General features: G+C 63.2%; 18 protein-coding genes. 5 read left to right on the forward strand and 13 right to left on the reverse strand.

What is annotated here, in order from left to right; all coding sequences use genetic code 11:
• Nucleotides 1-26 precede the first annotated feature (26 nt).
• From cmk to mtnA, 6 genes are all read right to left on the reverse strand, one after another.
• Nucleotides 27-713, reverse strand: a complete 687-nt coding sequence (gene cmk, locus ACF8K2_RS11095) for a (d)CMP kinase (protein ID WP_186554759.1) — start codon at nt 711-713, stop codon at nt 27-29.
• A complete protein-coding gene (locus ACF8K2_RS11100) occupies nt 710-2,917 on the reverse strand; it encodes a bifunctional prephenate dehydrogenase/3-phosphoshikimate 1-carboxyvinyltransferase (protein ID WP_392464844.1) in 2,208 nt (735 codons plus the stop codon). Before ACF8K2_RS11100 ends, cmk begins: the two co-directional genes overlap by 4 nt.
• A 223-nt stretch (nt 2,918-3,140) precedes the next feature.
• Nucleotides 3,141-4,235, reverse strand: coding sequence for a prephenate dehydratase (pheA, locus tag ACF8K2_RS11105; protein WP_186554757.1), 1,095 nt, complete (start codon nt 4,233-4,235; stop codon nt 3,141-3,143).
• Nucleotides 4,235-5,320, reverse strand: coding sequence for a 3-phosphoserine/phosphohydroxythreonine transaminase (gene serC / locus ACF8K2_RS11110; RefSeq protein ID WP_312155340.1), 1,086 nt, complete (start codon nt 5,318-5,320; stop codon nt 4,235-4,237). The genes pheA and serC overlap by 1 nt, the downstream gene beginning before the upstream one ends.
• Before the next feature lie 70 nt (nt 5,321-5,390).
• On the reverse strand, nt 5,391-8,156 hold the full coding sequence (gene gyrA, locus ACF8K2_RS11115) for a DNA gyrase subunit A (RefSeq protein ID WP_186554755.1): 2,766 nt from the start codon (nt 8,154-8,156) through the stop codon (nt 5,391-5,393).
• A gap of 294 nt (nt 8,157-8,450) precedes the next feature.
• Nucleotides 8,451-9,527, reverse strand: a complete 1,077-nt coding sequence (mtnA, locus tag ACF8K2_RS11120; protein WP_392464829.1) for an S-methyl-5-thioribose-1-phosphate isomerase — start codon at nt 9,525-9,527, stop codon at nt 8,451-8,453.
• A 109-nt stretch (nt 9,528-9,636) separates the two neighbouring features.
• On the opposite strand from mtnA, the gene ACF8K2_RS11125 reads away from it, so the two are divergent.
• From ACF8K2_RS11125 to ACF8K2_RS11140, 4 genes are all read left to right on the forward strand, one after another.
• The gene (locus tag ACF8K2_RS11125; RefSeq protein WP_392464832.1) at nt 9,637-10,959 is read left to right on the forward strand and encodes a TRZ/ATZ family hydrolase; all 1,323 of its coding nucleotides are present in this window, start codon (nt 9,637-9,639) and stop codon (nt 10,957-10,959) included.
• 64 nt (nt 10,960-11,023) lie between these two features.
• On the forward strand, nt 11,024-11,722 hold the full coding sequence (gene ubiG, locus ACF8K2_RS11130) for a bifunctional 2-polyprenyl-6-hydroxyphenol methylase/3-demethylubiquinol 3-O-methyltransferase UbiG (RefSeq protein ID WP_186554752.1): 699 nt from the start codon (nt 11,024-11,026) through the stop codon (nt 11,720-11,722).
• 2 nt (nt 11,723-11,724) lie between these two features.
• A complete protein-coding gene (gene mupP / locus ACF8K2_RS11135; protein WP_186554751.1) occupies nt 11,725-12,396 on the forward strand; it encodes an N-acetylmuramic acid 6-phosphate phosphatase MupP in 672 nt (223 codons plus the stop codon).
• A 119-nt stretch (nt 12,397-12,515) separates the two neighbouring features.
• Nucleotides 12,516-13,256 carry a YciK family oxidoreductase gene (locus tag ACF8K2_RS11140; RefSeq protein WP_186554750.1) on the forward strand — a complete coding sequence of 247 codons (741 nt, stop codon included), beginning with the start codon at nt 12,516-12,518 and terminating at the stop codon, nt 13,254-13,256.
• Between the two features lie 152 nt (nt 13,257-13,408).
• Here ACF8K2_RS11140 and ACF8K2_RS11145 read toward each other — a convergent pair whose 3' ends face one another.
• The 7 genes from ACF8K2_RS11145 to ACF8K2_RS11175 all read right to left on the reverse strand — a co-directional run bounded on the left by ACF8K2_RS11145 (nt 13,409) and on the right by ACF8K2_RS11175 (nt 21,272).
• Nucleotides 13,409-14,194: a TenA family transcriptional regulator gene (locus ACF8K2_RS11145; protein WP_392464835.1), complete on the reverse strand. Its 786-nt coding sequence runs from the start codon at nt 14,192-14,194 to the stop codon at nt 13,409-13,411.
• Between the two features lie 39 nt (nt 14,195-14,233).
• Nucleotides 14,234-16,690, reverse strand: a complete 2,457-nt coding sequence (locus ACF8K2_RS11150) for an EAL domain-containing protein (RefSeq protein WP_186554748.1) — start codon at nt 16,688-16,690, stop codon at nt 14,234-14,236.
• A 183-nt stretch (nt 16,691-16,873) separates the two neighbouring features.
• The gene (locus ACF8K2_RS11155; protein WP_392464837.1) at nt 16,874-18,706 is read right to left on the reverse strand and encodes an ABC transporter ATP-binding protein; all 1,833 of its coding nucleotides are present in this window, start codon (nt 18,704-18,706) and stop codon (nt 16,874-16,876) included.
• Nucleotides 18,699-19,331, reverse strand: a complete 633-nt coding sequence (locus ACF8K2_RS11160) for a DsbA family protein (protein WP_186554746.1) — start codon at nt 19,329-19,331, stop codon at nt 18,699-18,701. The genes ACF8K2_RS11155 and ACF8K2_RS11160 overlap by 8 nt, the downstream gene beginning before the upstream one ends.
• Nucleotides 19,332-19,334: 3 nt before the next feature.
• On the reverse strand, nt 19,335-20,267 hold the full coding sequence (locus ACF8K2_RS11165; RefSeq protein WP_186554745.1) for a rhodanese-related sulfurtransferase: 933 nt from the start codon (nt 20,265-20,267) through the stop codon (nt 19,335-19,337).
• Between the two features lie 176 nt (nt 20,268-20,443).
• Complete coding sequence (locus tag ACF8K2_RS11170) at nt 20,444-20,740, reverse strand: BolA family transcriptional regulator (protein WP_186554744.1); 297 nt, start codon at nt 20,738-20,740, stop codon at nt 20,444-20,446.
• 10 nt (nt 20,741-20,750) lie between these two features.
• Nucleotides 20,751-21,272: a DUF2059 domain-containing protein gene (locus tag ACF8K2_RS11175; protein WP_264235162.1), complete on the reverse strand. Its 522-nt coding sequence runs from the start codon at nt 21,270-21,272 to the stop codon at nt 20,751-20,753.
• Between the two features lie 154 nt (nt 21,273-21,426).
• Here ACF8K2_RS11175 and ACF8K2_RS11180 point away from each other — a divergent pair, with 154 nt between their 5' ends.
• Nucleotides 21,427-22,821, forward strand: coding sequence for a class II fumarate hydratase (locus tag ACF8K2_RS11180; protein ID WP_392464840.1), 1,395 nt, complete (start codon nt 21,427-21,429; stop codon nt 22,819-22,821).
• Nucleotides 22,822-22,837 lie beyond the last annotated feature (16 nt).

The following is a 22,837-nucleotide window of genomic DNA, read 5'->3' on the forward strand; positions in this document are numbered from 1 at the left end:
TGGTGCCCCTGCCTGCCTTCCTGTCATCAAATGAGATCGCGAAGGGCGAGCTCACTTCTGATGCGTTGCAACACCTGCTCGATGGACAACTCTGTCGAGTCCAGCTGAATCGCATCGGCCGCCGGCTTGAGCGGGGCCACTGCACGCTGGGTGTCACGCTCATCGCGCGCACGTATCTCATCCAGGAGACTCGCCAGACTAACATCTTCACCCTTGCCCTTCAACTGCAAATAGCGGCGTCGAGCGCGTTCCTCCGCGCTGGCGGTGAGGAACACTTTCAAGGGCGCATCGGGGAACACCACGGTGCCCATGTCACGGCCATCGGCGATCAACCCGGGGGCTTCGCGGAAGGCGCGCTGGCGCTGCAGCAAGGCTTCACGCACTGCCGGCAGCGAAGCCACCATCGAGGCGCCGGCGCCGACTGTCTCGGTGCGGATGACATTGCTGACATCTTCACCCTCAAGGATGATCTGTTGCAGCTTACCGGGTTCAGCCGCGATGAACTGCACATCCAGATGGGCGGCCAGGGCCTTGAGCAGCTCTTCGTTGGTCAGGTCGACGCCGTGGTTGCTGGCGTTGAACGCCAGCAACCGGTACAGCGCACCGGAGTCGAGCAGGCGCCAGCCGAGCTCGCGGGCGAGCAGTCCGGCTACGGTACCTTTACCCGAACCGCTAGGTCCGTCGATGGTGATGACGGGGGCTTGCGAATTCACGATTGAGCCTCTTGCGCGACGCGGATGCCAACTTCGGCGCACAGGGCGAGGAAGTTCGGGAACGAGGTGGCGACGTTGGCGCAATCATGGATGCGTACCGGCGCAGTGGCGCGCAGCGAGGCAACGCTGAAGGCCATGGCGATACGGTGGTCGCCGTGGCCATGCACTTCGCCGCCGCCGATCGGGCCGCCGTCGATGATGATGCCGTCCGGGGTCGGTTCGCACTTCACGCCCAGGGTGATCAGGCCGTCAGCCATGACCTGGATACGGTCCGATTCCTTGACCCGCAGCTCTTCGGCGCCACGCAGGATGGTGCGCCCTTCGGCGCAGGCAGCGGCGACGAACAGCACGGGGAATTCGTCGATGGCCAGCGGCACCAGCTCTTCAGGGATCTCGATACCTTTGAGCTTGGCCCCGCGCACGCGCAGGTCAGCCACGGGCTCGCCGCCAACTTCACGCTGGTTTTCCAGAGTGATGTCGCCGCCCATCAGGCGCAGGATGTCGATCACGCCGGTACGGGTCGGATTGATGCCAACGTGCTCCAGCACCAGCTCGGAACCCTCGGCAATCGACGCCGCGACCAGGAAGAACGCCGCCGAAGAGATATCTGCCGGGACTTCGATGCGGGTTGCCGTCAGCTTGCCGCCAGCCTGCAGCGAGGCGACCGGGCCGTTGGACTCAACGGCATAGCCAAAGCCGCGCAGCATGCGCTCGGTATGGTCACGGGTCGGCGCAGGCTCGGTGACGGTGGTCTTGCCTTCGGCGTACAGACCTGCCAGCAGCAGGCAGGATTTGACCTGGGCACTGGCCATCGGCAGCGTGTAGGTCAGCGCCTTGAGCTTTTGCCCGCCGCGAATGGTCAGCGGTGGACGGCCGTCCGGGCCGGTCTCGACCACGGCGCCCATCTCACGCAGCGGGTTGGCCACGCGGTTCATCGGGCGCTTGGACAGCGAAGCGTCGCCGGTCATGGTCACGTCGAACGGCTGACCGGCCAGCAGGCCGGAGAGCAGGCGCATCGAGGTGCCGGAGTTGCCGACATAGATCGGCCCAGGCGGCGGCTTGAGGCCATGCAGGCCGACGCCATGAATGGTCACCCGACCATGGTTGGGGCCTTCGATGACCACACCCATGTCGCGGAAGGCCTGCAGGGTCGCCAGGGCGTCCTCGCCTTCGAGGAAGCCTTCGACCTCGGTGGTGCCTTCGGCCAGCGAGCCGAGCATGATCGAGCGATGGGAAATCGACTTGTCGCCTGGAACGCGGATCCGTCCGGACACGCGGCCACCAGGTTGGGCCAGGAAAATCAGATCGTTGGCGTTCATAGCGTCCACATAGGCCCGACGGGCCAAGATTTTACTGAAATGCTCGCGGGCAACCCGAGCACGGGTGAACACACCCAGCAACTGGTGCCCGTCCCCTGCATCGACCGCGTCGCGCAAGGCGTCGAGGTCGCTACGAAATGTATCAAGGGTGCGCAGGACAGCTTCGCGGTTGGCGAGGAAGATGTCGTGCCACATGATCGGGTCGCTACCGGCGATTCTCGTGAAATCGCGGAAGCCTCCCGCAGCGTACCGGAAGATCTCGAGGTTTTCATTGCGCTTGGCCAGCGAGTCGACCAGGCCAAACGCCAGCAGGTGCGGCAGGTGACTGGTGGCGGCCAGCACTTCGTCGTGGCGCTCCACCGGCATGTGCTCGACATCTGCATCCAGCGCACGCCAGAGGCGATCGACCAGCGCCAGCGCGGCAGGGTCGGTTTCAGCCAGAGGCGTGAGGATGACTTTATGGCGGCGGAACAGCGTCGCATTGGACGCCTCCACCCCGCTCTGCTCGGAGCCGGCTATCGGGTGACCGGGGACGAAGCGCGGCAGGGACGCACCGAGCACTTCGCGGGCGGCGCGCACCACGTTGCACTTGGCGCTGCCGACATCGGTGATGACCGCATCGCCGAGATCGAGCTGGGCCAGGCGCGCGAGGACTTTTTCCATGGCCAGGATTGGCACGGCCAGCTGGATGACGTCGGCGCCGACGCAGGCGGTCGCCAAGTCTTCTTCGCAGCGGTCGACCACGCCTAGCGCTACTGCCTGTTTGCGTGAGGGTGCGTCGAGATCGACACCGACCACTTCACGGCACAGGCCGCTTTCGCGCAGGCCCTTGGCGAACGAGCCGCCGATCAGGCCGAGGCCGACGACTACCAGGCGACCGATAATCGGCGCGGATTTGTTTGCTACCACATCAACCACGAGTGCGAACCCTGTCAGAACGGCAACGTTGCCGGATGAAACCATGCCAGCTGGTGAGATCGATCAGGACGAATGCCTAGCCCATCGCGGGGCAAGCCCGCTCCCACGGGACTTGCGCTGAAACACCCGTGGGAGCGGGCTCGCCCCGCGATGGGCTGCGCAGCAGCCCCGGCAATCTCACAGACCAACCTCAGAGTACCGCCTTCGGGTACGAGCCCAGCACTTTCAGCGCAACGGCTTCCTGGCTGATCTTCTCCAGCACCGCCTTGATCAGCGGGTCGCGGTGATGACCCACGAAGTCGATGAAGAACACGTACGTCCACTTGCCGCTACGCGACGGACGAGTCTCGATGCGAGTCAGGTCGATGCCATTGTCATGGAACGGCACCAAAAGCTCATGCAGCGCACCGGGCTTGTTGCTCATCGAGACAATGATCGAGGTCTTGTCGTCGCCGGTCGGCGGGACTTCCTGGCTGCCGATCATCAAGAACCGCGTGGAGTTGTCCGGACGGTCTTCGATCTTCTCCGCCAGGCGGGTCAAACCATACAGGTTGGCCGCCATATCACCGGCGATCGCTGCCGAGTTCCACTCTCCCTTGACTCGCTTGGCCGCCTCGGCGTTGCTCGATACCGCCACGCGCTCGACATTCGGGTAATGGGCGTCCAGCCACTTGCGGCACTGGGCCAGCGACTGGGCGTGGGAGTAGATGCGGGTGATGCTATCGGTCTTGGTGTTCTCGCCGACCAACAGGTGATGGTGAATACGCAGCTCGACTTCACCGCAGATGACCATGTCGTGCTCGAGGAAGCTGTCGAGGGTGTGGCTGACCGCACCTTCGGTGGAGTTCTCCACCGGCACTACGCCGAAGTTGACGGCGCCAGCTGCCACTTCGCGGAACACTTCGTCGATCGCCGCCATCGGCTTGCTGATCACGGCGTGACCAAAGTGCTTCATCGCCGCCGCCTGGGTGAAGGTGCCTTCAGGGCCGAGGTAGGCGACCTTGAGCGGCTCTTCCAGGGCCAGGCACGAGGACATGATTTCGCGGAACAGCCGCGCCATCTCTTCGTTACCCAGCGGCCCCTTGTTGCGCTCCATGACGCGCTTGAGCACAGCTGCTTCGCGCTCAGGGCGATAGAACACCGGCTTCTCGCCTTCGGCCAGGGTGGCGGTCTTGACCTTGGCCACTTCCTGGGCGCAGCGGGCACGCTCGCTGATCAGCTCGAGGATTTTCTCGTCGAGGCTGTCGATGCGCACGCGCAGCGCCTTGAGTTCCTGCTCGGCCATCAAGCGTGCTCCTTCTCGAATTCGGCCATGTAGCCGACCAGCGCTTCAACGGCGTCCAGACCCAAGGCGTTGTAGATCGAGGCACGCATGCCGCCGACCGAACGGTGCCCCTTGAGGTTGAGCAGGCCGCGCGCGTCAGCACCGGCAAGGAAGGCCTTGTCCAGGCGCTCGTCAGCCAGGCGGAACGGTACGTTCATCCACGAACGGGCGTTGACGCTGATCGGGTTGGTGTAGAAGTCGCTGGCATCGATGAAGCCGTACAGACGGTCTTTCTTGGCGCGGTTGCGCGCTTCCATGGCTTCGACGCCGCCCTGCTCCTTGAGCCACTCGAACACCAGGCCCGAGAGATACCAGGAATAAGTCGCCGGGGTGTTGTACATCGAGCCGTTGTCGGCCGAAACCTTGTAGTCGAGCATGGTCGGGCAGCTGCTGCGGGCGCGACCGAGCAGGTCTTCGCGCACGATCACCACGACCAGGCCGCTTGGGCCGATGTTCTTCTGCGCGCCGGCGTAGATCAGGCCGTAGTCGGCAACGTTGATCGGACGCGAGAGGATGTCGGACGACATGTCGACCACCAGCGGAACGTCTCCAGTCGCGGGCACCCAGTCAAACTGCAGGCCGCCGATGGTTTCGTTGGAAGCATAGTGGACGTATGCGGCGTTCTTGGTCAGGTTCCATTCGTTCTGGCCTGGAATAGCCAGGTAGTCGTAGCCCTTGGCGCTGGCAGCGACATTGATGTTGCCGAAGCGGCGCGCTTCTTCGATGGCCTTTTTCGACCAGATGCCGGTTTCGACGTAGTCGGCAGTGCCGGTTTCCGGCAGCAGGTTCAGCGGAATCTCGGCAAACTGCTGGCTGGCACCACCCTGCAGGAACAGGACTTTGTAGTTGGAGGGGACGGACAGCAGGTCACGCAGGTCTTGCTCGGCCTTTTCAGCGATGGCCACGTAGTCGTCGCTGCGATGGCTCATCTCCATCACCGACAAGCCCTTGCCACGCCAGTCCAGCATTTCAGCCTGGGCGCGCTGCAGGACAGCGTCAGGAAGCGCAGCAGGGCCTGCGCAGAAGTTAAAGGCTCGTTTGCTCACATCCACTCTCGCTCTGCTCTGTTCAGTAAGCGGGGCGACCATAGTCGCCCCGCCGGGTTGTTGCGCTGTGTTATTCCTGAGGCGCCTCTTCGGCGGCGCCGGCATCGTCATCAGCCGCGTCCACCGCGTCGATCTCGACGCCCTCTTCGCCCTCGATCAGCTCATCGAGGTCTTCGGAAGGCTCCTGGATCCGCTCGAGCCCCACCAGGGTCTCGTCGCTGGCCAGCTTGATCAAGGTCACACCCTGGGTGTTACGACCCAGGCTGGAGACCTCGCCCACCCGGGTACGCACCAACGTGCCCTGGTCGGAGATCAGCATGATCTCTTCACCTTCCTGGACCTGGATCGCCCCGATCAACAGACCGTTGCGCCCCTTGGTACCCATGGCGATCACGCCCTGGCCACCACGGCCGCGACGCGGGAACTTGGACAGCGGAGTGCGCTTGCCGAAGCCACGCTCGGAGGCGGTGAGGATCTGCGCGCCGGACTCAGGGATCAGCATCGAGATGATCCGCTGGCCTTTGCCCAGCTTCATGCCACGCACGCCGCGTGCGGTACGGCCCATTTCACGGACCACGCTCTCAGCGAAGCGAATCACCTTGCCAGCGTCGGAGAACATCATGACTTCCTTGGCGCCGTCGGTGATGGCCGCGGCGATCAGGGTGTCACCTTCCTTGAGCTTCAGGGCGATCAGGCCATTGGAGCGCGGACGTGCGAACTGCACCAGCGGGGTCTTCTTGACGGTACCCGAAGCGGTAGCCATGAAGATGTAGGCGCCAGTCGGTTCGGCGACCAGTTCCGGCGTGTCGCCGTCTTCTTCGTCGATTTCTTCTGGCTCGACCACCTCGCCTTCGAGCACGGTGTCGTCGGCATCGTCGATGTCTTCATCGACGCCAGCGCTCTGCTGCAGGGCTTCGAGGTCGATCTGCAGCATGGCGGTGATACCTTCACCCTCCTCCAGCGGCAGCAGGTTGACCAGCGGACGCCCCCGGGCAGCGCGGGACGCTTCGGGAATGTCGTAGGTCTTGAGCCAGTACACCTTGCCCTTGCTGGAGAACAGCAACAGGGTGGCGTGGCTGTTGGCGACCAGCAGGTGCTCGATGTAGTCCTCGTCCTTGACGCCGGTAGCCGACTTGCCTTTACCGCCACGGCGCTGGGCCTGGTAGGCGGACAACGGCTGGGTCTTGGCATAACCACCGTGGGAGATGGTCACCACGCGCTCTTCTTCCGGGATCATGTCGCCGTAGCTGAGGTCGTGACGGGCATCGAGGATTTCGGTGCGGCGCACATCGCCGTATTCGGCGCGGATCGCTTCGAGCTCTTCGCGGATCACTTCCATCAGGCGCTCGGCGCTGCTAAGGATGCGGATCAGCTCGCCGATCTGGTCGAGAATCTCTTGGTACTCGGCCAGCAGCTTCTCGTGCTCAAGACCGGTCAGGCGGTGCAGGCGCAGGTCAAGAATGGCCTGGGCCTGTTCCGGCGACAGGAAGTACTTGCCGTCGCGCATGCCGTATTGCGGATCGAGGTCTTCCGGACGGCAGGCATCGGCACCGGCACGCTCGACCATGACCTGCACAGCGCTGGACTCCCAAGGCGTGGTCACCAGGGCTTCCTTGGCTTCGGACGGGGTCGGCGAGGCCTTGATCAGGGCGATGACCGGGTCGATGTTGGACAGCGCAACCGCCTGGCCTTCAAGGATATGGCCACGTTCACGGGCCTTGCGCAGCTCGAATACGGTACGACGGGTCACCACTTCACGGCGGTGACGGACAAACGCTTCGAGCAGGTCCTTGAGGTTGAGCAGGCGCGGACGACCGTCGATCAGGGCGACGATGTTGATGCCGAATACGCTTTGCAGCTGGGTCTGGGCATAGAGGTTGTTGAGGATCACCTCCGGCACTTCGCCGCGACGCAGCTCGATGACGATGCGCATGCCGTCCTTGTCGGACTCATCGCGCAGCTCGGTGATGCCTTCGAGCTTCTTCTCTTTGACCAGCTCGGCGATCTTCTCGATCAGACGGGCCTTGTTCAGCTGGTACGGCAGCTCGGTGATGACGATCTGCTGGCGACCACCGACCTTGTCGATGTCTTCGATCTCGGAGCGGGCGCGCATATAGATGCGGCCACGGCCGGTGCGATAGGCCTCGATGATGCCGGAGCGGCCATTGATCAGGCCGGCCGTTGGGAAGTCAGGGCCAGGGATGAACTGCATCAGCTCATCGATGGTGATTTCCGAGTTGTCGATCAGCGCCAGGCAGCCGTCGATGACCTCGCCGAGGTTGTGCGGCGGGATGTTGGTCGCCATGCCCACGGCGATACCGCTGGAACCGTTGACCAGCAGGTTGGGAATCCGCGTTGGCATGACCGCCGGGATCTGCTCGGTGCCGTCATAGTTGGGCACCCAGTCGACCGTTTCTTTATGCAGGTCGGCCAGCAGCTCGTGAGCCAGCTTGGTCATGCGCACTTCGGTGTATCGCATGGCCGCGGCGTTATCGCCGTCGACCGAACCGAAGTTGCCCTGACCGTCGACCAGCAGGTAGCGCAGCGAGAACGGCTGGGCCATACGCACGATGGTGTCGTAGACCGCAGTGTCGCCGTGCGGGTGGTACTTACCGATGACGTCACCGACCACACGGGCGGACTTCTTGTACGGTTTGTTCCAGTCGTTGCCCAGCTCGCTCATCGCATAGAGAACGCGGCGATGCACGGGTTTCAAGCCGTCACGCGCATCGGGCAGTGCACGCCCGACAATCACGCTCATCGCGTAGTCGAGGTAAGACTGTCTCAGTTCGTCTTCGATATTGACCGGGAGGATTTCTTTGGCCAGTTCGCCCATGAGAAGCCTGATTCCTTTTTCTGGTGAAACCTCGTCCAAGTCCATCAAGGACGAACGAAGCTCGTCGCCGCAGCGCACAGTGGTGCGACGACTTACGACAAATCAATAGGTTGTGCCTTGGATCTGCGCAATGAAGACCACCTCAATGGGCGGCCTTGGAAACTGCCGGATGGTATCACAAAGGCGGTGCCGATGGGAGATATGGCAGGTTGTCGCTAATTCGTGAAATCTGCAGGCCCGCAGCCACTCCCATCGCGGGGCAAGCCCGCTCCCACGCCCCGCTCCAGACCGGTTTCAGTGCAGACGCTTGCGGCACATCAATTGGGCAAGCTTGGCGGTGTCTGGCCGCTCGACGATGCCTTTTTCGGTCACGATCACATCGACCAGGTCCGCCGGGGTCACGTCGAACACCGGATTGAACACCTCCACCTCCGCGGCAAAGCGGCTGGCCGCGACATCCAGCAACTCGTCGGCATCGCGCTCTTCCAGCGGAATGTCATCCCCCGTCGCCAGGTTCAGGTCGATGCTGGTGCTCGGTGCCACGACCATGAAGCGCACGCCGTGGTGCATTGCCGCCACCGCCATCTGGTAAGTGCCGATCTTGCTGGCCACATCGCCATTGGCAGCGATGCAGTCGGCGCCGACCACCACCCAGGTGATGCCCTTGACCTTCATCAGGTGGGCCATTGCCGAATCCGCGCAGAGCGTCGCCGGGATGCCTTCGTGGGCCAGCTCCCAGGTAGTCAGGCGCGAACCCTGCAACCAAGGGCGGGTTTCGCCGACATACACGCGCTCGACCATCCCTTCGAGGAAGGCTGCGCGAATCACCCCCAGCGCCGTGCCAAAGCCGCCGCTGGCCAAGGCCCCGGCATTGCCGTGGGTGAGCAGGGTCTGCTCATTGCCCTGATGGCGACGGATCTGCTCGATGCCGTACTGAGCCATGGTCAGGTTGGCTTCACGGTCGCTCTCATGGATCGCCACGGCTTCAGCTTCCATTACCGCCAGCACGTCTTCATCCGGGCGCAGGCGCTGCAGGCGATCACGCATGCGATTGAGCGACCAGAACAGGTTGGCGGCGGTCGGGCGCGACTCGGCCAGGGCGAGAAAATCCTCCTCCAGGGCCATTTCCCAGTCGTCATCCTCGGCCAGCCGATCGCGCAGGGCCAGCACCAGGCCGTAGGCGGCGCTGATGCCAATCGCTGGCGCGCCACGCACCGCCATGCCCTGGATCGCCTTGACCACGTCGGCTACATCGGTGCAAGCCAGCCAGTGCTCTTGCGACGGCAACAGGCGCTGGTCGAGCAGATGCAGGGTGCCGTCACGCCACTGGATGCCGGTCACCTTCTCCGCCGCCAAAAGTCGCTCGCGCATCGCCTCTCCCCGTCGTTCGGTGATCAAAAGGCGGCGATTATAGCGAGCCTCAGCCGCGGGCGCTCGGGTATACTGCGCGTTCCGCCCAAACGTTGCAGGTAGCCCACGCATGCCCACGCCCTCCACTCCCCTAGACCTGCTGCTGGTGCCGGCTTGGCTGGTACCTGTGGAACCGGCCGGGGTAGTACTGGAAGGCCATGCCCTGGGCCTGCGCGACGGCCTGATCACCTGGATCGGCCCGCGCGAGCGCGCACCGGCCGCCAACGAGGTGCGCGAGCTGCCCGATTGCCTGCTCTGCCCTGGCCTGGTCAACGCCCATGGCCACGCCGCCATGACGTTGTTCCGCGGTCTGGCTGACGACTTGCCCTTGATGACCTGGCTGCACGAGCACATCTGGCCAGCCGAGGGGCGTTGGGTCGATGAGGGGTTCGTCCGTGATGGCACTGACCTGGCCATCGCCGAGCAGCTCAAAGGCGGCATCACCTGCTTCGCCGACATGTATTTCTACCCCCGCGAGGCCTGCGACCGGGTCCACCGTAGCGGCATCCGCGCCCAGGTGGCGGTGCCGTTGCTGGACTTCCCGATCCCTGGCGCACGCACGCCAGACGAAGGCCTGCACCTGGCCATCGAGCTGTTCGGCGATCTGCGCCATCACCCGCGCATCACCATCGCCCTCGGCCCGCACGCGCCGTATACGGTCAATGACCAGAACCTGGAGAAGATCCGGGTGATTGCCGACCAGCTGGATGCCCCGCTGCACATGCATATCCACGAAACCGCCAGCGAGGTCGAGCAGGCCGTGGCCGAGCATGGCGAGCGGCCGTTGGCCCGGCTGGCTCGGCTGGGCCTGCTGGGCCCCAACCTGCAAGCGGTGCACATGACCCAGATCAGCGACGACGATCTGGCGCTACTGGTAGAAAGCAACACCAGCGTGATCCACTGCCCGGAGTCCAACCTCAAGCTGGCCAGCGGCTTCTGCCCGGTCGAGCGCCTGTGGCAGGCTGGGGTCAATGTCGCGGTAGGCACCGATGGTGCAGCCAGCAACAACGACCTGGACCTGCTTGGCGAGACTCGCACCGCCGCCCTGCTGGCCAAGGCGGTCGCTGGCTCTGCGGCGGCGCTGGATGCTCACCGCGCGCTGCGCATGGCTACCCTCAACGGCGCCCGCGCCCTGGGGTTGGAAGCGCGCATCGGTTCACTGGAGGTGGGCAAGGCTGCAGACCTGGTGGCCTTCGACCTGTCGGGCCTGGCCCAGCAGCCGGTCCACGACCCGGTATCACAATTGATCTACGCCACCAGCCGCGACTGCGCGCGGCACGTTTGGGTGGCCGGCGAGCAACTGCTCGACGAGCGCCGCCTGACGCGCATGGACGAAACGGCTCTGACCGCCATGGCCCGCACCTGGGGCGCGCGCATCGCAGGCAAAGAATGACTGGCCGGCAGCTGCGGCTGCCGCCCTGTGACACCTTTCATCGAAGATTCAGAGGATTTGTTCAATGAGCAACGTCGACCACGCCGAAATCGCCAAATTCGAGGCCCTGGCTCACCGCTGGTGGGACCGCGAGAGCGAGTTCAAGCCGCTGCACGACATCAACCCGCTGCGCGTGAACTGGATCGATGAACGCGTCAGCCTGGCCGGCAAAAAGGTACTCGACGTCGGCTGCGGCGGCGGTATCCTCAGCGAAGCCATGGCCCAGCGCGGCGCCACCGTCACCGGCATCGACATGGGCGAAGCGCCGCTGGCGGTGGCCCAGTTGCACCAGCTGGAATCGGGCGTCGAAGTCGAATACCGGCAGATCACCGCCGAGGCCCTGGCAGAAGAAATGCCCGAGCAGTTCGACGTGGTCACCTGCCTTGAGATGCTCGAGCACGTGCCCGACCCATCGTCGGTAATCCGCGCCTGCTACCGCATGGTCAAGCCGGGCGGCCAGGTGTTCTTCTCCACCATCAACCGCAACCCCAAGGCCTACCTGCTGGCGATCATCGGCGCCGAGTACATCCTCAAGATGCTCCCGCGCGGCACCCACGACTTCAAGAAATTCATCCGCCCGTCGGAGCTCGGCGCCTGGAGCCGCGTGGCCGGCCTGGAAGTCAAAGACATCATCGGCCTGACCTACAACCCGCTGACCAAGCACTACAAGCTGTGCAGCGACGTTGACGTCAACTACATGATCCAGACCCTGCGCGAGGAATGAGCATGCGTTTGCGAGCAGTACTCTTCGACATGGACGGCACGCTGCTAGACACCGCGCCGGACTTCATCGCCATCTGCCAGGCCATGCTCGCCGAGCGCGGCCTGCCTGCCATTGACGACAAACTGATCCGCGACGTGATCTCCGGCGGCGCCCGGGCGATGGTCGCTGCGACCTTTGCCATGGACCCGCAAGCCGAAGGCTTCGAGGCCCTGCGCCTGGAGTTCCTCGAGCGCTATCAGCGAGATTGTGCCGTGCACAGCAAGCTGTTCGATGGCATGGGCGAGCTGTTGGCCGACATCGAAAAAGGCGGCCTGATCTGGGGCGTGGTGACCAACAAGCCGGTGCGCTTCGCTGAGCCGATCATGCAGCGCCTGGGCCTGGCCGAGCGTTCGGCGTTGCTGATCTGCCCGGACCATGTGAAGAACAGCAAGCCTGACCCTGAGCCGCTGATCTTGGCCTGCAAGACCCTGGACCTGGACCCGGCCAGCGTCTTGTTCGTCGGCGATGACCTGCGCGACATCGAGTCTGGCCGCGACGCCGGCACCCGTACGGCGGCAGTGCGCTATGGCTATATTCATCCTCAGGACAACCCCAACAATTGGGGTGCAGACGTGGTGGTGGACCACCCGCTGGAGCTGCGCAAGGTGCTCGACAGCGCGCTTTGCGGCTGCTGATTACTCTTAAAGGGATTCGCGAGCTGGATGGGAGCGGGCTTGTCCGCCAGGATGCTATCGCGGGGCAAGCCCGCTCCCACGCAGATGTGCGGCCCTACTGAATTCAAAGGACAGAGCTCATGTTCGACTACACCGCCCGCCCCGACCTGCTCAAAGGCCGGGTCATCCTGGTCACCGGCGCTGGCCGTGGCATCGGCGCCGCTGCCGCCAAGGCCTACGCCGCCCTTGGCGCCACCGTCCTGCTGCTGGGCAAGACCGAAGCCAACCTCAATCAGGTCTATGATGAAATTGTGGCCGCCGGCCACCCTGAGCCCGTAGCGGTCCCGTTCAACCTGGAAACTGCCCTGCCCCACCAGTACGACGAGCTGGCGGTGATGATCGAGAAAGAGTTTGGTCGCCTCGACGGCCTGCTCAACAATGCCTCGATCATCGGCCCACGCACCCCGCTGGAGCAGCTGTCGGGTGACAACTTCATGCGCGTGATGCACATCAACGTCAATGCCACGTTCATGCTCACCAGCACCCTGCTGCCGCTGCTCAAGCTGTCCGAGGATGCTTCGGTGGTGTTCACCTCCAGCAGCGTTGGCCGTAAGGGCCGGGCTTACTGGGGGGCGTACGGGGTGTCGAAGTTCGCTACCGAAGGGCTGATGCAGACCCTGGCCGACGAGCTGGAAAACGTGGCGCCGGTACGCTCCAACAGCATCAACCCAGGGGCAACCCGCACCGCCATGCGCGCGCTGGCCTATCCGAGCGAGAATCCGCAGGATAATCCGCTGCCTGAAGAGATCATGCCGGTGTATCTGTACCTGATGGGGCCGGATAGCAAGGATGTGAATGGGCAGGCGCTGAACGCCCAGTAAGCTGGCCTGCGCCTGTAGCGACGCTATCGCGGGGCAAGCCCGCTCCCACGCGGCCTACCTAGCTTGGCGTGGGAGCAAGCAAGCACGCTCCCACGCAAACTACCTCTCCTTGCGTGGGAGCGGGCTTGCCCCGCGATGGCGATGGCAGCGACTCAGCCCGCCGCCAAGCCCAACCAAGTCCGCCCTGCCTGACGCTGCTCCAGCTGCATGCAGCGCTCCAGGAACAGGTACATGCAGTCATAGCTCTTGCACACCGCCCGACGTAGCTCAGCGCGCAACAGCGGGGTCGGATTCTCCCCGACCAGCGTGCAAATGATCTCCAGCGCCTCCCACGGATGCGCATCGTCATACTGGGCATGCATCTTCAGCCACTTCATGGCGCGCTTGCGGGTCTCTTCAGGGAAGCCCTGGGCATAGGTATCATCCGCACACACCACCGCCGACCACTCCCCGGTCGCACCCTCGATGGCATAGTTGGTCGCCGCCATGGCAATGGCCAGCGACTCGGTGGCGCACACCCGCCAGCACCAATCGTTCAGGCCATTGAGCTCAGGCGGCACGTCCTGCGCCTGCAGATCCCCCAGGGTGACGCCATGGGCGTGGCACCAGTGCACCCAGTAATCAGCATGGTTGAGCTCGACGCGGATATTGCGCATCAACCAACGCCGCGCCATGTCTTCGCCGGGATGGCGGGCGAAGCGGGTCTTGGTCAGGTTGTGCGCCATGTACAAGGAGAATTGCTCGACCACCGGCCAGCCGCCAATCAGGTACTGGCGAATGGTCGCCGGCCTCAGTTGGCCATCGCGCAGGCGCTGATAGAATTCGTGCTCGACCACCCGCCGCTTGCTTTCACGGCAGTCCTCGATCATTTGTTGCGCCCACTGCGGATAACTGGCGGGATCCATCAATGGCCCGATCCGAACGAATGCATCAATCACTGTCAGCTCCTTGATTCCTTGTGATTTTTCGAACGACCTTCAGCGAAACGTCCCTGGTGCCCTTTGCAGCAGTGGCCTTGCAGCAATCCGCTGGCGTTGCAGGCTGTCGCAGGTGAATACCTGCGGCCGCTCGATCAAGTAGCCCTGTGCGTAGTCCACGCCGATTTCCTGCAGGGCCTGCTCGATCAATGGAGTCTCGACAAACTCGGCAATCGTCCGTTTACCCATGACGTGGCCGATGTGGTTGATCACCTCCACCATAGCGCGATTGATCGGATCGTCCAGCATATCTTTTACGAAACTTCCGTCGATCTTCAGGAAGTCGACGGGTAAATGCTTCAAATAAGCGAATGACGACATTCCGGCGCAGAAATCATCCAGGGAGAACCGGCAGCCCAATCCCTTCAATTCGTTGATGAAGCGAATCGCACTGCCCAGGTTGGCGATGGCGCTGGTTTCGGTAATTTCGAAGCAAATCAGCCGCGGCGGGATGTCGAACTCGCCGAACAGCCGCTGCAAATATTCAAGGAATTTGTCATCGCCAATGCTCGAACCGGACAGGTTGATCGCGCACATCGCCAGCGGCCCGCCGCGGTCCTCGTCCAAGCACTGGCGAATGATCTGGAACACATTGCGCACCACCCAGCGATCCAGCGCGGTCATCAGGCCATAACGCTCGGCCGCCGGAATGAAGCTGTCCGGCATCACCGTGCGTCCGCTCTCGTCGTGCAACCTGAGCAGAATTTCAATATGCCCCGGCCCTTCCTGGTAGCTCAAAGGCGCGATTTCCTGGGCATACAGGCAGAAGCGGTTTTCTTCCAAGGCAACGTGCAGGCGCTGGATCCAGGCCATTTCGCCAAAGCGCATGGACAACTCGCTGTCATCGGCGTGATAGACCTGCACCCGGTTACGCCCCTTCTCCTTGGCCATGTAGCAAGCCATGTCGGCGGCCCGTAGCGAAGCTTCCAGGGTGCTCGGCGCCTGGGCCATGTGCACCAGGCCAATACTCACGGTGGTGATGAACGGGCGGCCTTTCCAGACAAAATGCAGGCTCTGGACCAGCTGGCGCAGATGCTCGGCGATGCGCTCGGCCTGCTCCGCCGGGCAGTTTTCCAGCAACACGCCAAACTCGTCGCCACCCAGGCGCGCCAGGGTATCGCCCTCGCGCAAACCCGACTGCAACACGGCGCAGATGTGCCGCAGCAGCTCATCGCCGGCAGCATGGCCGCAGGTGTCGTTGACCAGCTTGAACTGATCCAGATCGAGGAACATCAGCGAATGCCGCCCAGCCTGGCGCGCCAGGCTATTGAGCGCTTGTTCCAGGCGGTATTCGAATTCGCGGCGGTTGGCCAGACCGGTCAGGGCGTCGTGGGTTGCCTGCCAGGACAGGTTGGCGATGTATTGGCGCTCCTGGGTCATGTCGTGCAGCACCAGCACGATGCCGCTGACCTTGCCGGCACTGATGATCGGCGAGCCGACCAGATTGATCGACACGGTGCTGCCGTCCAGACGCTGGATCAAACGAGCATGTTCGGCACCGCCCTTGAGGCTGCCGCTGAGCACTTGCTCGACCAGACTGCGGGCATCCTCATCACTGTGTTCATCGACCAGGCTGAACAAGGCCGTCAACGGCAGGCCATGGGCCGGCCCGGCCTGCCAGTGGGTCAACTGCTCGGCGGCCGGGTTCATGAAGACGATATTGCCCTCGACATCGGCCGTGATCACCGCATCACCAATCGACTCCAAGGTGATCTGCGCCCGTTCGCGCTCGGCCTGCAAGGCACTGGCAAACGCCTGGCGCTGGGCCAACAGTTTGCTTGAGCGGCGCCAAGCCATGGTGATGAGAAACAACGCGGTGAGCAGGTTGGTGATCAGCAACACCTTGAGCAGCACCCGCGAGCCTTCACCCAAGGCATCGCTGAAGGCCTTGGCCGCAGGCGTCACGCCCTCGTTGATATTGACGATGCGCGCCTTCCAGGCACTTATCTGCTCGGGGTCTGGCTGCCCACTGGCGAACCCTGTGCGCATCTCGTTGGCGAGAATATCCAGCTGACGTAAATAGTCATCGCCGATATCCCAATAGGAAATGGCCGTTTCCATGTAGCTGATATGACGAAAGTTGCGATAGAACCAGATGATCCGGGTGACATCATCAGGGTGATTGCCGCCCTGCAGGATGCCCGCCCGCGCAGCATCGAGGTCAGGGTTAAGCTGGTCGAGCGCCAGGCGTAGCTCGTGGTCGCCCTGCGGCACGGCAATGGCCTGGCGATAGCGCTGGAAAATCCGTTCGCTTGGGCTTTCGGCGTACAGGTTGAGGTAATAGATGGCGTCTTTCTGCGCCTTGGACCAGAGGCTCTCCCCTGCCACATAGGCGCGTACCGCCGAAAGCGTGTAGAGGCTGAGGCTGCCCAGCAAGACCTGGAAAATGACAACCGCGACAAAGGGCCAGATGATGCCCAATAGCTTTGGCGCTTCTAGAGTACGAATTCCCTTCATGGATTCCCTGTCACTGCGGCAGATAAGGCACGAATCAACCCAGACAAGCACTAGCGTAGGCCATTTGCCATCTGCGTGGAGGGATTTTAATAACGCCATAAAAGAGATTTGTAGCGTCTAGTCGGGCCTCATCGCGCGACAAGTCGCAGCGGTGCGATGAGGCCAAACTAACTACAGAAAAACTCAGGTCTGCTGCAAATGCCCGTACAACTTGGCATACAGCCCACCCTCAGCAATCAGTTGCTGATGATCGCCATCCTCGGCCACATGCCCGCCATCGAATACCAATACCCGATCGGCTTGTTTCACCGCAGAGAGGCGGTGAGCGATGATCAGCGTGGTGCGGCCACTGAGGAACCGGGCCAACGCCTGGTGCAGGTTGTACTCGGTTGCGGCATCCAGCGCCGAGGTCGCTTCGTCGAGGATCACCACCTTAGGTTCGGCCAAGACCATCCGGGCAATCGCCAGACGCTGGCGCTGACCACCCGACAAGCGCACACCCGAACGCCCTACCACGCTGTCCAGCCCTTGCGGCAAGGCGGCGATGGTGGCGTCGAGCTGGGCAATGCGCAGCGCCTGCCAGCAGGCATCATCACTGCACTCGCGGCCCATGGTCAGGTTGGCGCGCACCGTGTCGTTGAACAGCGAAGGATGCTGCAGCACGACTGCGACGTTCTCACGCAGGGTCTCCAGGCCGATCTCCTGCAAGCTCGCGCCGCCAAAGCGGATGGTGCCGGCTTGCGCGGTATACAGGCCCAGCAGCAACTGCACCAGGGTGCTCTTGCCGCCGCCGCTGGCACCGACGATGGCGACCTTCTCGCCAGGGGCAATGGATAAGTCCAGATGCTCCAGCACCGGCTCGTCGGCATAGGCAAAGCGCAGGTCGCGCACCTCGATTGCCACGGTTTCGCGGCCGCTGAACGGGTCAGTGGCAGCCGGGTACTGCGGCTCGTCATCACGCGCCAGCAGTTCGTTGAGCCGGCTCAGCGCGCCGCCTGCGGCATAGTAGGCGTACTGCAGGTTGAGCAACTGCTCGACCGGGCCGATCATGAACCACAGGTAGCTGAACACGGCCAGCATCTGGCCGATCGACAGGTCCGAGAACAGCACCGTGAGCATCGCCGCGGCGCGGAAGATGTCGATACCGAACTGGAACAACAGGCCGCTGGCCCGCCCGCTGGCGTCGCTTTTCCATTGCGAGGCCACGGCGTAGTCGCGCACTTCCCGGGCGCGCAGGCCAAGGCGCCCGAGGAAATAGCCCTGGCGGTTGCCAGCGCGGATTTCCTGGATGGCGTCGAGGGTTTCGGTCAGTGCCTGGGTAAAGCGTGCGGTGCTGTCGTTTTCCAGCTTCTTCAGGTGCTTGACCCGCTTGCCCAGCTGCACAGTGAAGTAGATCACCAGCGGGTTGAACAGCAGAATCAGCAAGGCCAGCTGCCAGTGCATCCAGATCAGGATCGCCGCTGTACCGGTCAAGGTCAGCACCGCCACCAGGAAGCGACTGAGGGTCTCGCCGACGAATTTGTCCAGGGTATCCAGGTCGGTGACCAGATGGGTGGTCACAGTGCCGCTACCCAGGCTTTCGTATTCCTTGAGCGAGATCCGTTTGAGCCGCTCGATCAGGCGAATGCGCAGGCGGTAGACGATGTCCTTGGCCAAGCCGGCAAACAGCTTGGCCTGCACCACGTTGAACGCCAGCGCCGCCAGGCGCAGGCACAACGTAGCCACCAGCATCAGGCCGATGTAACCAGCCGCTACCTGCCAGTTGGTCGGCAACAGGTTGTTCATCCACTTGAGCGCGGCGTCACCGTTACCCAGCAGCACCTCGTCGACCAACAGCGGCAGCAGCAAAGGGATCGGCACGCTGCACAGGGCTGCGAGCACCGCCACCAGGTTGGCGCTCCACAAGGATTTGCGGTGATGCAGGGCCAGGCGGCGGATTTCCGCCCAGCTCAGTCGATCGGCCACAGTTTGAGGCTTCCCCGGCACAGGGTCGGGCGACCCTGGCAGATCAAGCACAAGCGGCCTGCTGCAGCCAGCGGCCGAGCAAGGGTTGCAAGCGCTCCAGCGGCTGATAGCCGTTGGTCAGCAGTGCCAGCTGGCCATTGCGCTCGGCCAGCAGCGTCGGGAAGCCGGCAATGCCCAGGTCCTGCACCCAACTAAAATCGGCAGCGGTCGCGGCGCGGGTTTCGCTGCTGATCAGGCTGGCAGAGAACTGTTCGCGGTCAAAGCCGGCCTGTTCGGCCAGCTCGAGCAACTGCGGCGCACGGGTGACGTCCAGGCCGTGCTCGTAGAAACCGCGCTGAATCAGTGCCAGCAGGCCCCAGGCCCGCTCGGCATCCAGCTCGCGCGCAGCGACCAGGGCACGGCAGGCAGGCTCGGTGTCGTAGACAAAACCATCAGGCATCGCCCCGTCGAAGCGAAACACCTGGCCCGTCGCTTCAGCCACGGCCTGCCAGTGCTCAAGGATATAGCGACGGGTCGAGGCATCCAGCGCGCTGCTGCCGGTGCGCAAACCGCCGGCTACCAGGCGGGTCGGCACGCCGGCGTCTTGCGCCTGGGCGATCAGGGCCTGCGCCACTGGCGCAAAGCCCCAGCACCAGGAGCACATCGGGTCCATCACATAAAGCAGGCGTGCAGACATGCATCAAGCCTCGGCTTTGTAGTTGTAGCCGATCGGGTGGGGCAGATTGCGCGCCTTGGCCAGTTCGATCTGCTTCTGCCGGTCGATGGCGCTGCGTCGGGTCTTCTCGCTGAGGCTGTCCCAGCAATGCGGGCAACTGACACCCGGCGAGTAGTGTTCGGACGCACGGTCTTCCACGTTGATCGGATGACGGCAAGCGTGGCACTGGTCGTACTCGCCCTCGGTCAGGTCATGACGCACCGTGACCCGGTTGTCGAAGACGAAGCAGTCGCCGTCCCACAGGCTTTGTTCCTGAGGCACTTCCTCGAAGTACTTCAGCACGCCACCTTTAAGATGATAGACCTCCTCGAAGCCTTCACCGAGCATATAGCTGGAGGCTTTTTCGCAGCGGATGCCACCGGTGCAGAACATCGCCACCTTCTTGTGCTTGCTGGGGTCGAAGTTGGCCTTGATGTAGTCGGGGAACTCGCGGAAGGTCTCGGTCTTCGGGTCGATCGCGCCCTTGAAGGTGCCGATGGCCACTTCGTAGTCGTTGCGGGTGTCGATCAGCAGCACTTCGGGGTCGCTGATCAGCGCGTTCCAGTCTTTGGGCTCGACGTAGGTGCCAACCTTGTGGTTGGGGTCCACGCCCGGCACGCCGAGGGTGACGATCTCTTTTTTCAGCTTGACCTTGGTGCGGTAGAACGGCTGCTCGTCGCAGTAGGATTCTTTGTGGTCAACGTCGATCAGGCGCGGATCATTGCGCAGCCAGGCGAGCAGGCCGTCGATGCCTTCGCGGGTGCTCGACACGGTGCCGTTGATGCCTTCTAGGGCCAGCAGCAAGGTGCCTTTGACGCCGTTGTCCAGCATGGCCTTGAGCAGCGGCTCGCGCAGCTCGACGTAGTCTTCCAGGGTGACGAACTTGTACAGCGCCGCCACGACGATAGCTTGGGACATGAACACTTTTCTCCAGGTGGTCACCCTCGTAAGGGGCGGACCGGCATGACAATTTGACGATGAATCATAAATGCACGTGGGAGCGGGCTTGCCCGGCGATAGCGTCGATTGGCGCTATTGCCGGGCAAGCCCGCTCCCACGGGTGATGCGAAGTTTACCAGAATGGCCTGAAGGATTCAGTGACCGCCGCCAGCGCAGACCGGCGAGGCTGGCGCAGCGCCAACCTGGGCCCACTCTTCAGGGGTATAGGTATGAATCGCCAGGGCATGAATCTGGCCCATCAAGTCGCCCATGGTCGCGTAGACCTTCTGGTGGCGCTTGACGCTGTTGAGGCCGGCGAACTGCTCGCTGACCAGCACCGCCTTGTAGTGGCTTTCCTGGCCACGGCTGTGCATGTGGCTCTCGTTGAACACCTCAAGGTGCTGGGTGCCCAACGGCGCCAGTTGCTGCTCGATGCGTTGCTGCATGCTCATCGGGTGTTACTCACTTTTTCGCGGGAGCCGCTTTGCCAGCGTTGGGGTCGAGCTCCTTGGTCATGTCTTCGAGCAGCTTGTTGACCACAGGCACCGCAGGCTCGAGGCTCTGCTGGGTCAGCTGGGCCGACTGCTGGGTGACCTTCGGCATTTCGCGCAGGACTTTCTTGCCCAGCGGCGACTCGTAGAACTTGACCAGGTCCTTGAGCTCGCTTTCGGTGAAGGTCGCGGTGTACAGGCTGACCATCTTCGGCTGCAGCTTTTTCCAACCGATGGCGTTGTCCAGGGCGGCGTTGGCCTTGGCCTGGTAGCTGTCGAGCACGGACTTCTTGGACGCCGGCGCCTTGGTCTGCTCGAAGCGCTGGGCAAACATCTGCTGGACCTGCATGTACACCGGAGTGCCCAGCTTGTCAGCGTTGGCCAGGGTCAGGAATTTCTCGGCGGCTTGGTTGTGAGCAGGGGTGGCGGCGAGTACCTGGCCGCTGGCACAGGCCAGCGCGACGGCGGCACAGAGGACACGAAGACGGGTCATTGCAAATCCTTCAAGAGAGGGAGGCGGATACCTCAGAGTAGAGCATTCTGCGCCGCGCTGGGCGCTGTACTCAAGTGGCACGACGAGCGATTGAACCGCTCTTTCGAATCAGGGCCTAAACTGCGGATTCAGACGACAAAGGAGTGAACGCAGCATGAGCCGTATCGAGACAGACAGCCTGGGTCAGGTCGAAGTTCCTGAGGACGCTTACTGGGGCGCACAGACCCAGCGTTCGCTGATCAACTTCGCCATCGGTAAAGAGCGCATGCCGCTTGCCGTGTTGCACGCCCTGGCGCTGATCAAGAAAGCCGCGGCGCGGGTCAACGACCGCAATGGCGACCTGCCGGCCGACATCGCCCGGCTGATCGAGCAAGCTGCCGACGAAGTGCTCGCTGGCGAGCATGACGAGCAGTTTCCGCTGGTCGTCTGGCAGACCGGCAGCGGTACCCAGAGCAACATGAACGTCAACGAAGTGATCGCTGGGCGCGGCAACGAACTGGCCGGCAAGGGTCGCGGCGGCAAAGTGCCGGTGCACCCGAATGATCACGTCAACCGCTCGCAGAGTTCCAACGACTGCTTCCCCACCGCGATGAACATCGCTGCAGCGCAGGCTGTACACGACAAACTGCTGCCGGCCATTGCCGAATTGTCCGCAGGGCTGGCCGAGCTGTCGGCGCGCCACATCAATCTGGTCAAGACCGGCCGCACGCACATGATGGACGCCACGCCGATCACCTTTGGCCAGGAGGTATCGGCTTTCGTTGCCCAGCTCGACTACGCCCAGCGCGCCATCCGCGCCACCTTGCCGGCGGTGTGCGAGCTGGCCCAGGGTGGCACGGCGGTGGGCACCGGGCTGAACGCCCCGCACGGGTTTGCCGAGGCGGTGGCAGCTGAACTGGCGGCGCTGTCCGGCCTGCCGTTTGTCACGGCGCCGAACAAGTTTGCCGCCCTTGCCGGCCACGAGCCGCTGACCAGCCTGGCTGGCGCGCTGAAGACCTTGGCGGTGGCCTTGATGAAGATCGCCAACGACCTGCGCCTGCTCGGCTCTGGCCCACGTGCCGGGCTTGCCGAAGTGCGCTTGCCGGCCAATGAGCCGGGCAGCTCGATCATGCCCGGCAAGGTCAACCCGACCCAGTGCGAGGCGCTGTCGATGCTCGCCTGCCAGGTGCTGGGCAACGACGCGGCGATCGGCTTTGCCGCCAGCCAAGGGCATCTGCAGTTGAACGTGTTCAAGCCGGTGATCATTCATAACCTGCTGCAATCGATCGAGTTGCTGGCCGATGGCTGTCGCAACTTCCAGCAGCACTGCGTGGCCGGGATCGAGCCGGATGCCGAGCAGATGGCGGCGCATCTGGAGCGCGGCTTGATGCTGGTGACAGCGCTCAATCCGCATATTGGCTATGACAGGGCGGCAGAGATTGCCAAGAAGGCTTATAGCGAGGGCACGACCTTGCGTGAGGCGGCCTTGGAGTTGAAGTACTTGAGTAACGAGCAGTTCGATGAGTGGGTGCGGCCGGAAAACATGCTGGCGCCGGGGGCCAAGGGCTAAAGAGTTGTAGTGCCTG

Origin of the sequence: Pseudomonas sp. xss_2 (genome assembly GCF_043104195.1) — a bacterium.
Lineage (GTDB): Bacteria > Pseudomonadota > Gammaproteobacteria > Pseudomonadales > Pseudomonadaceae > Aquipseudomonas > Aquipseudomonas urmiensis.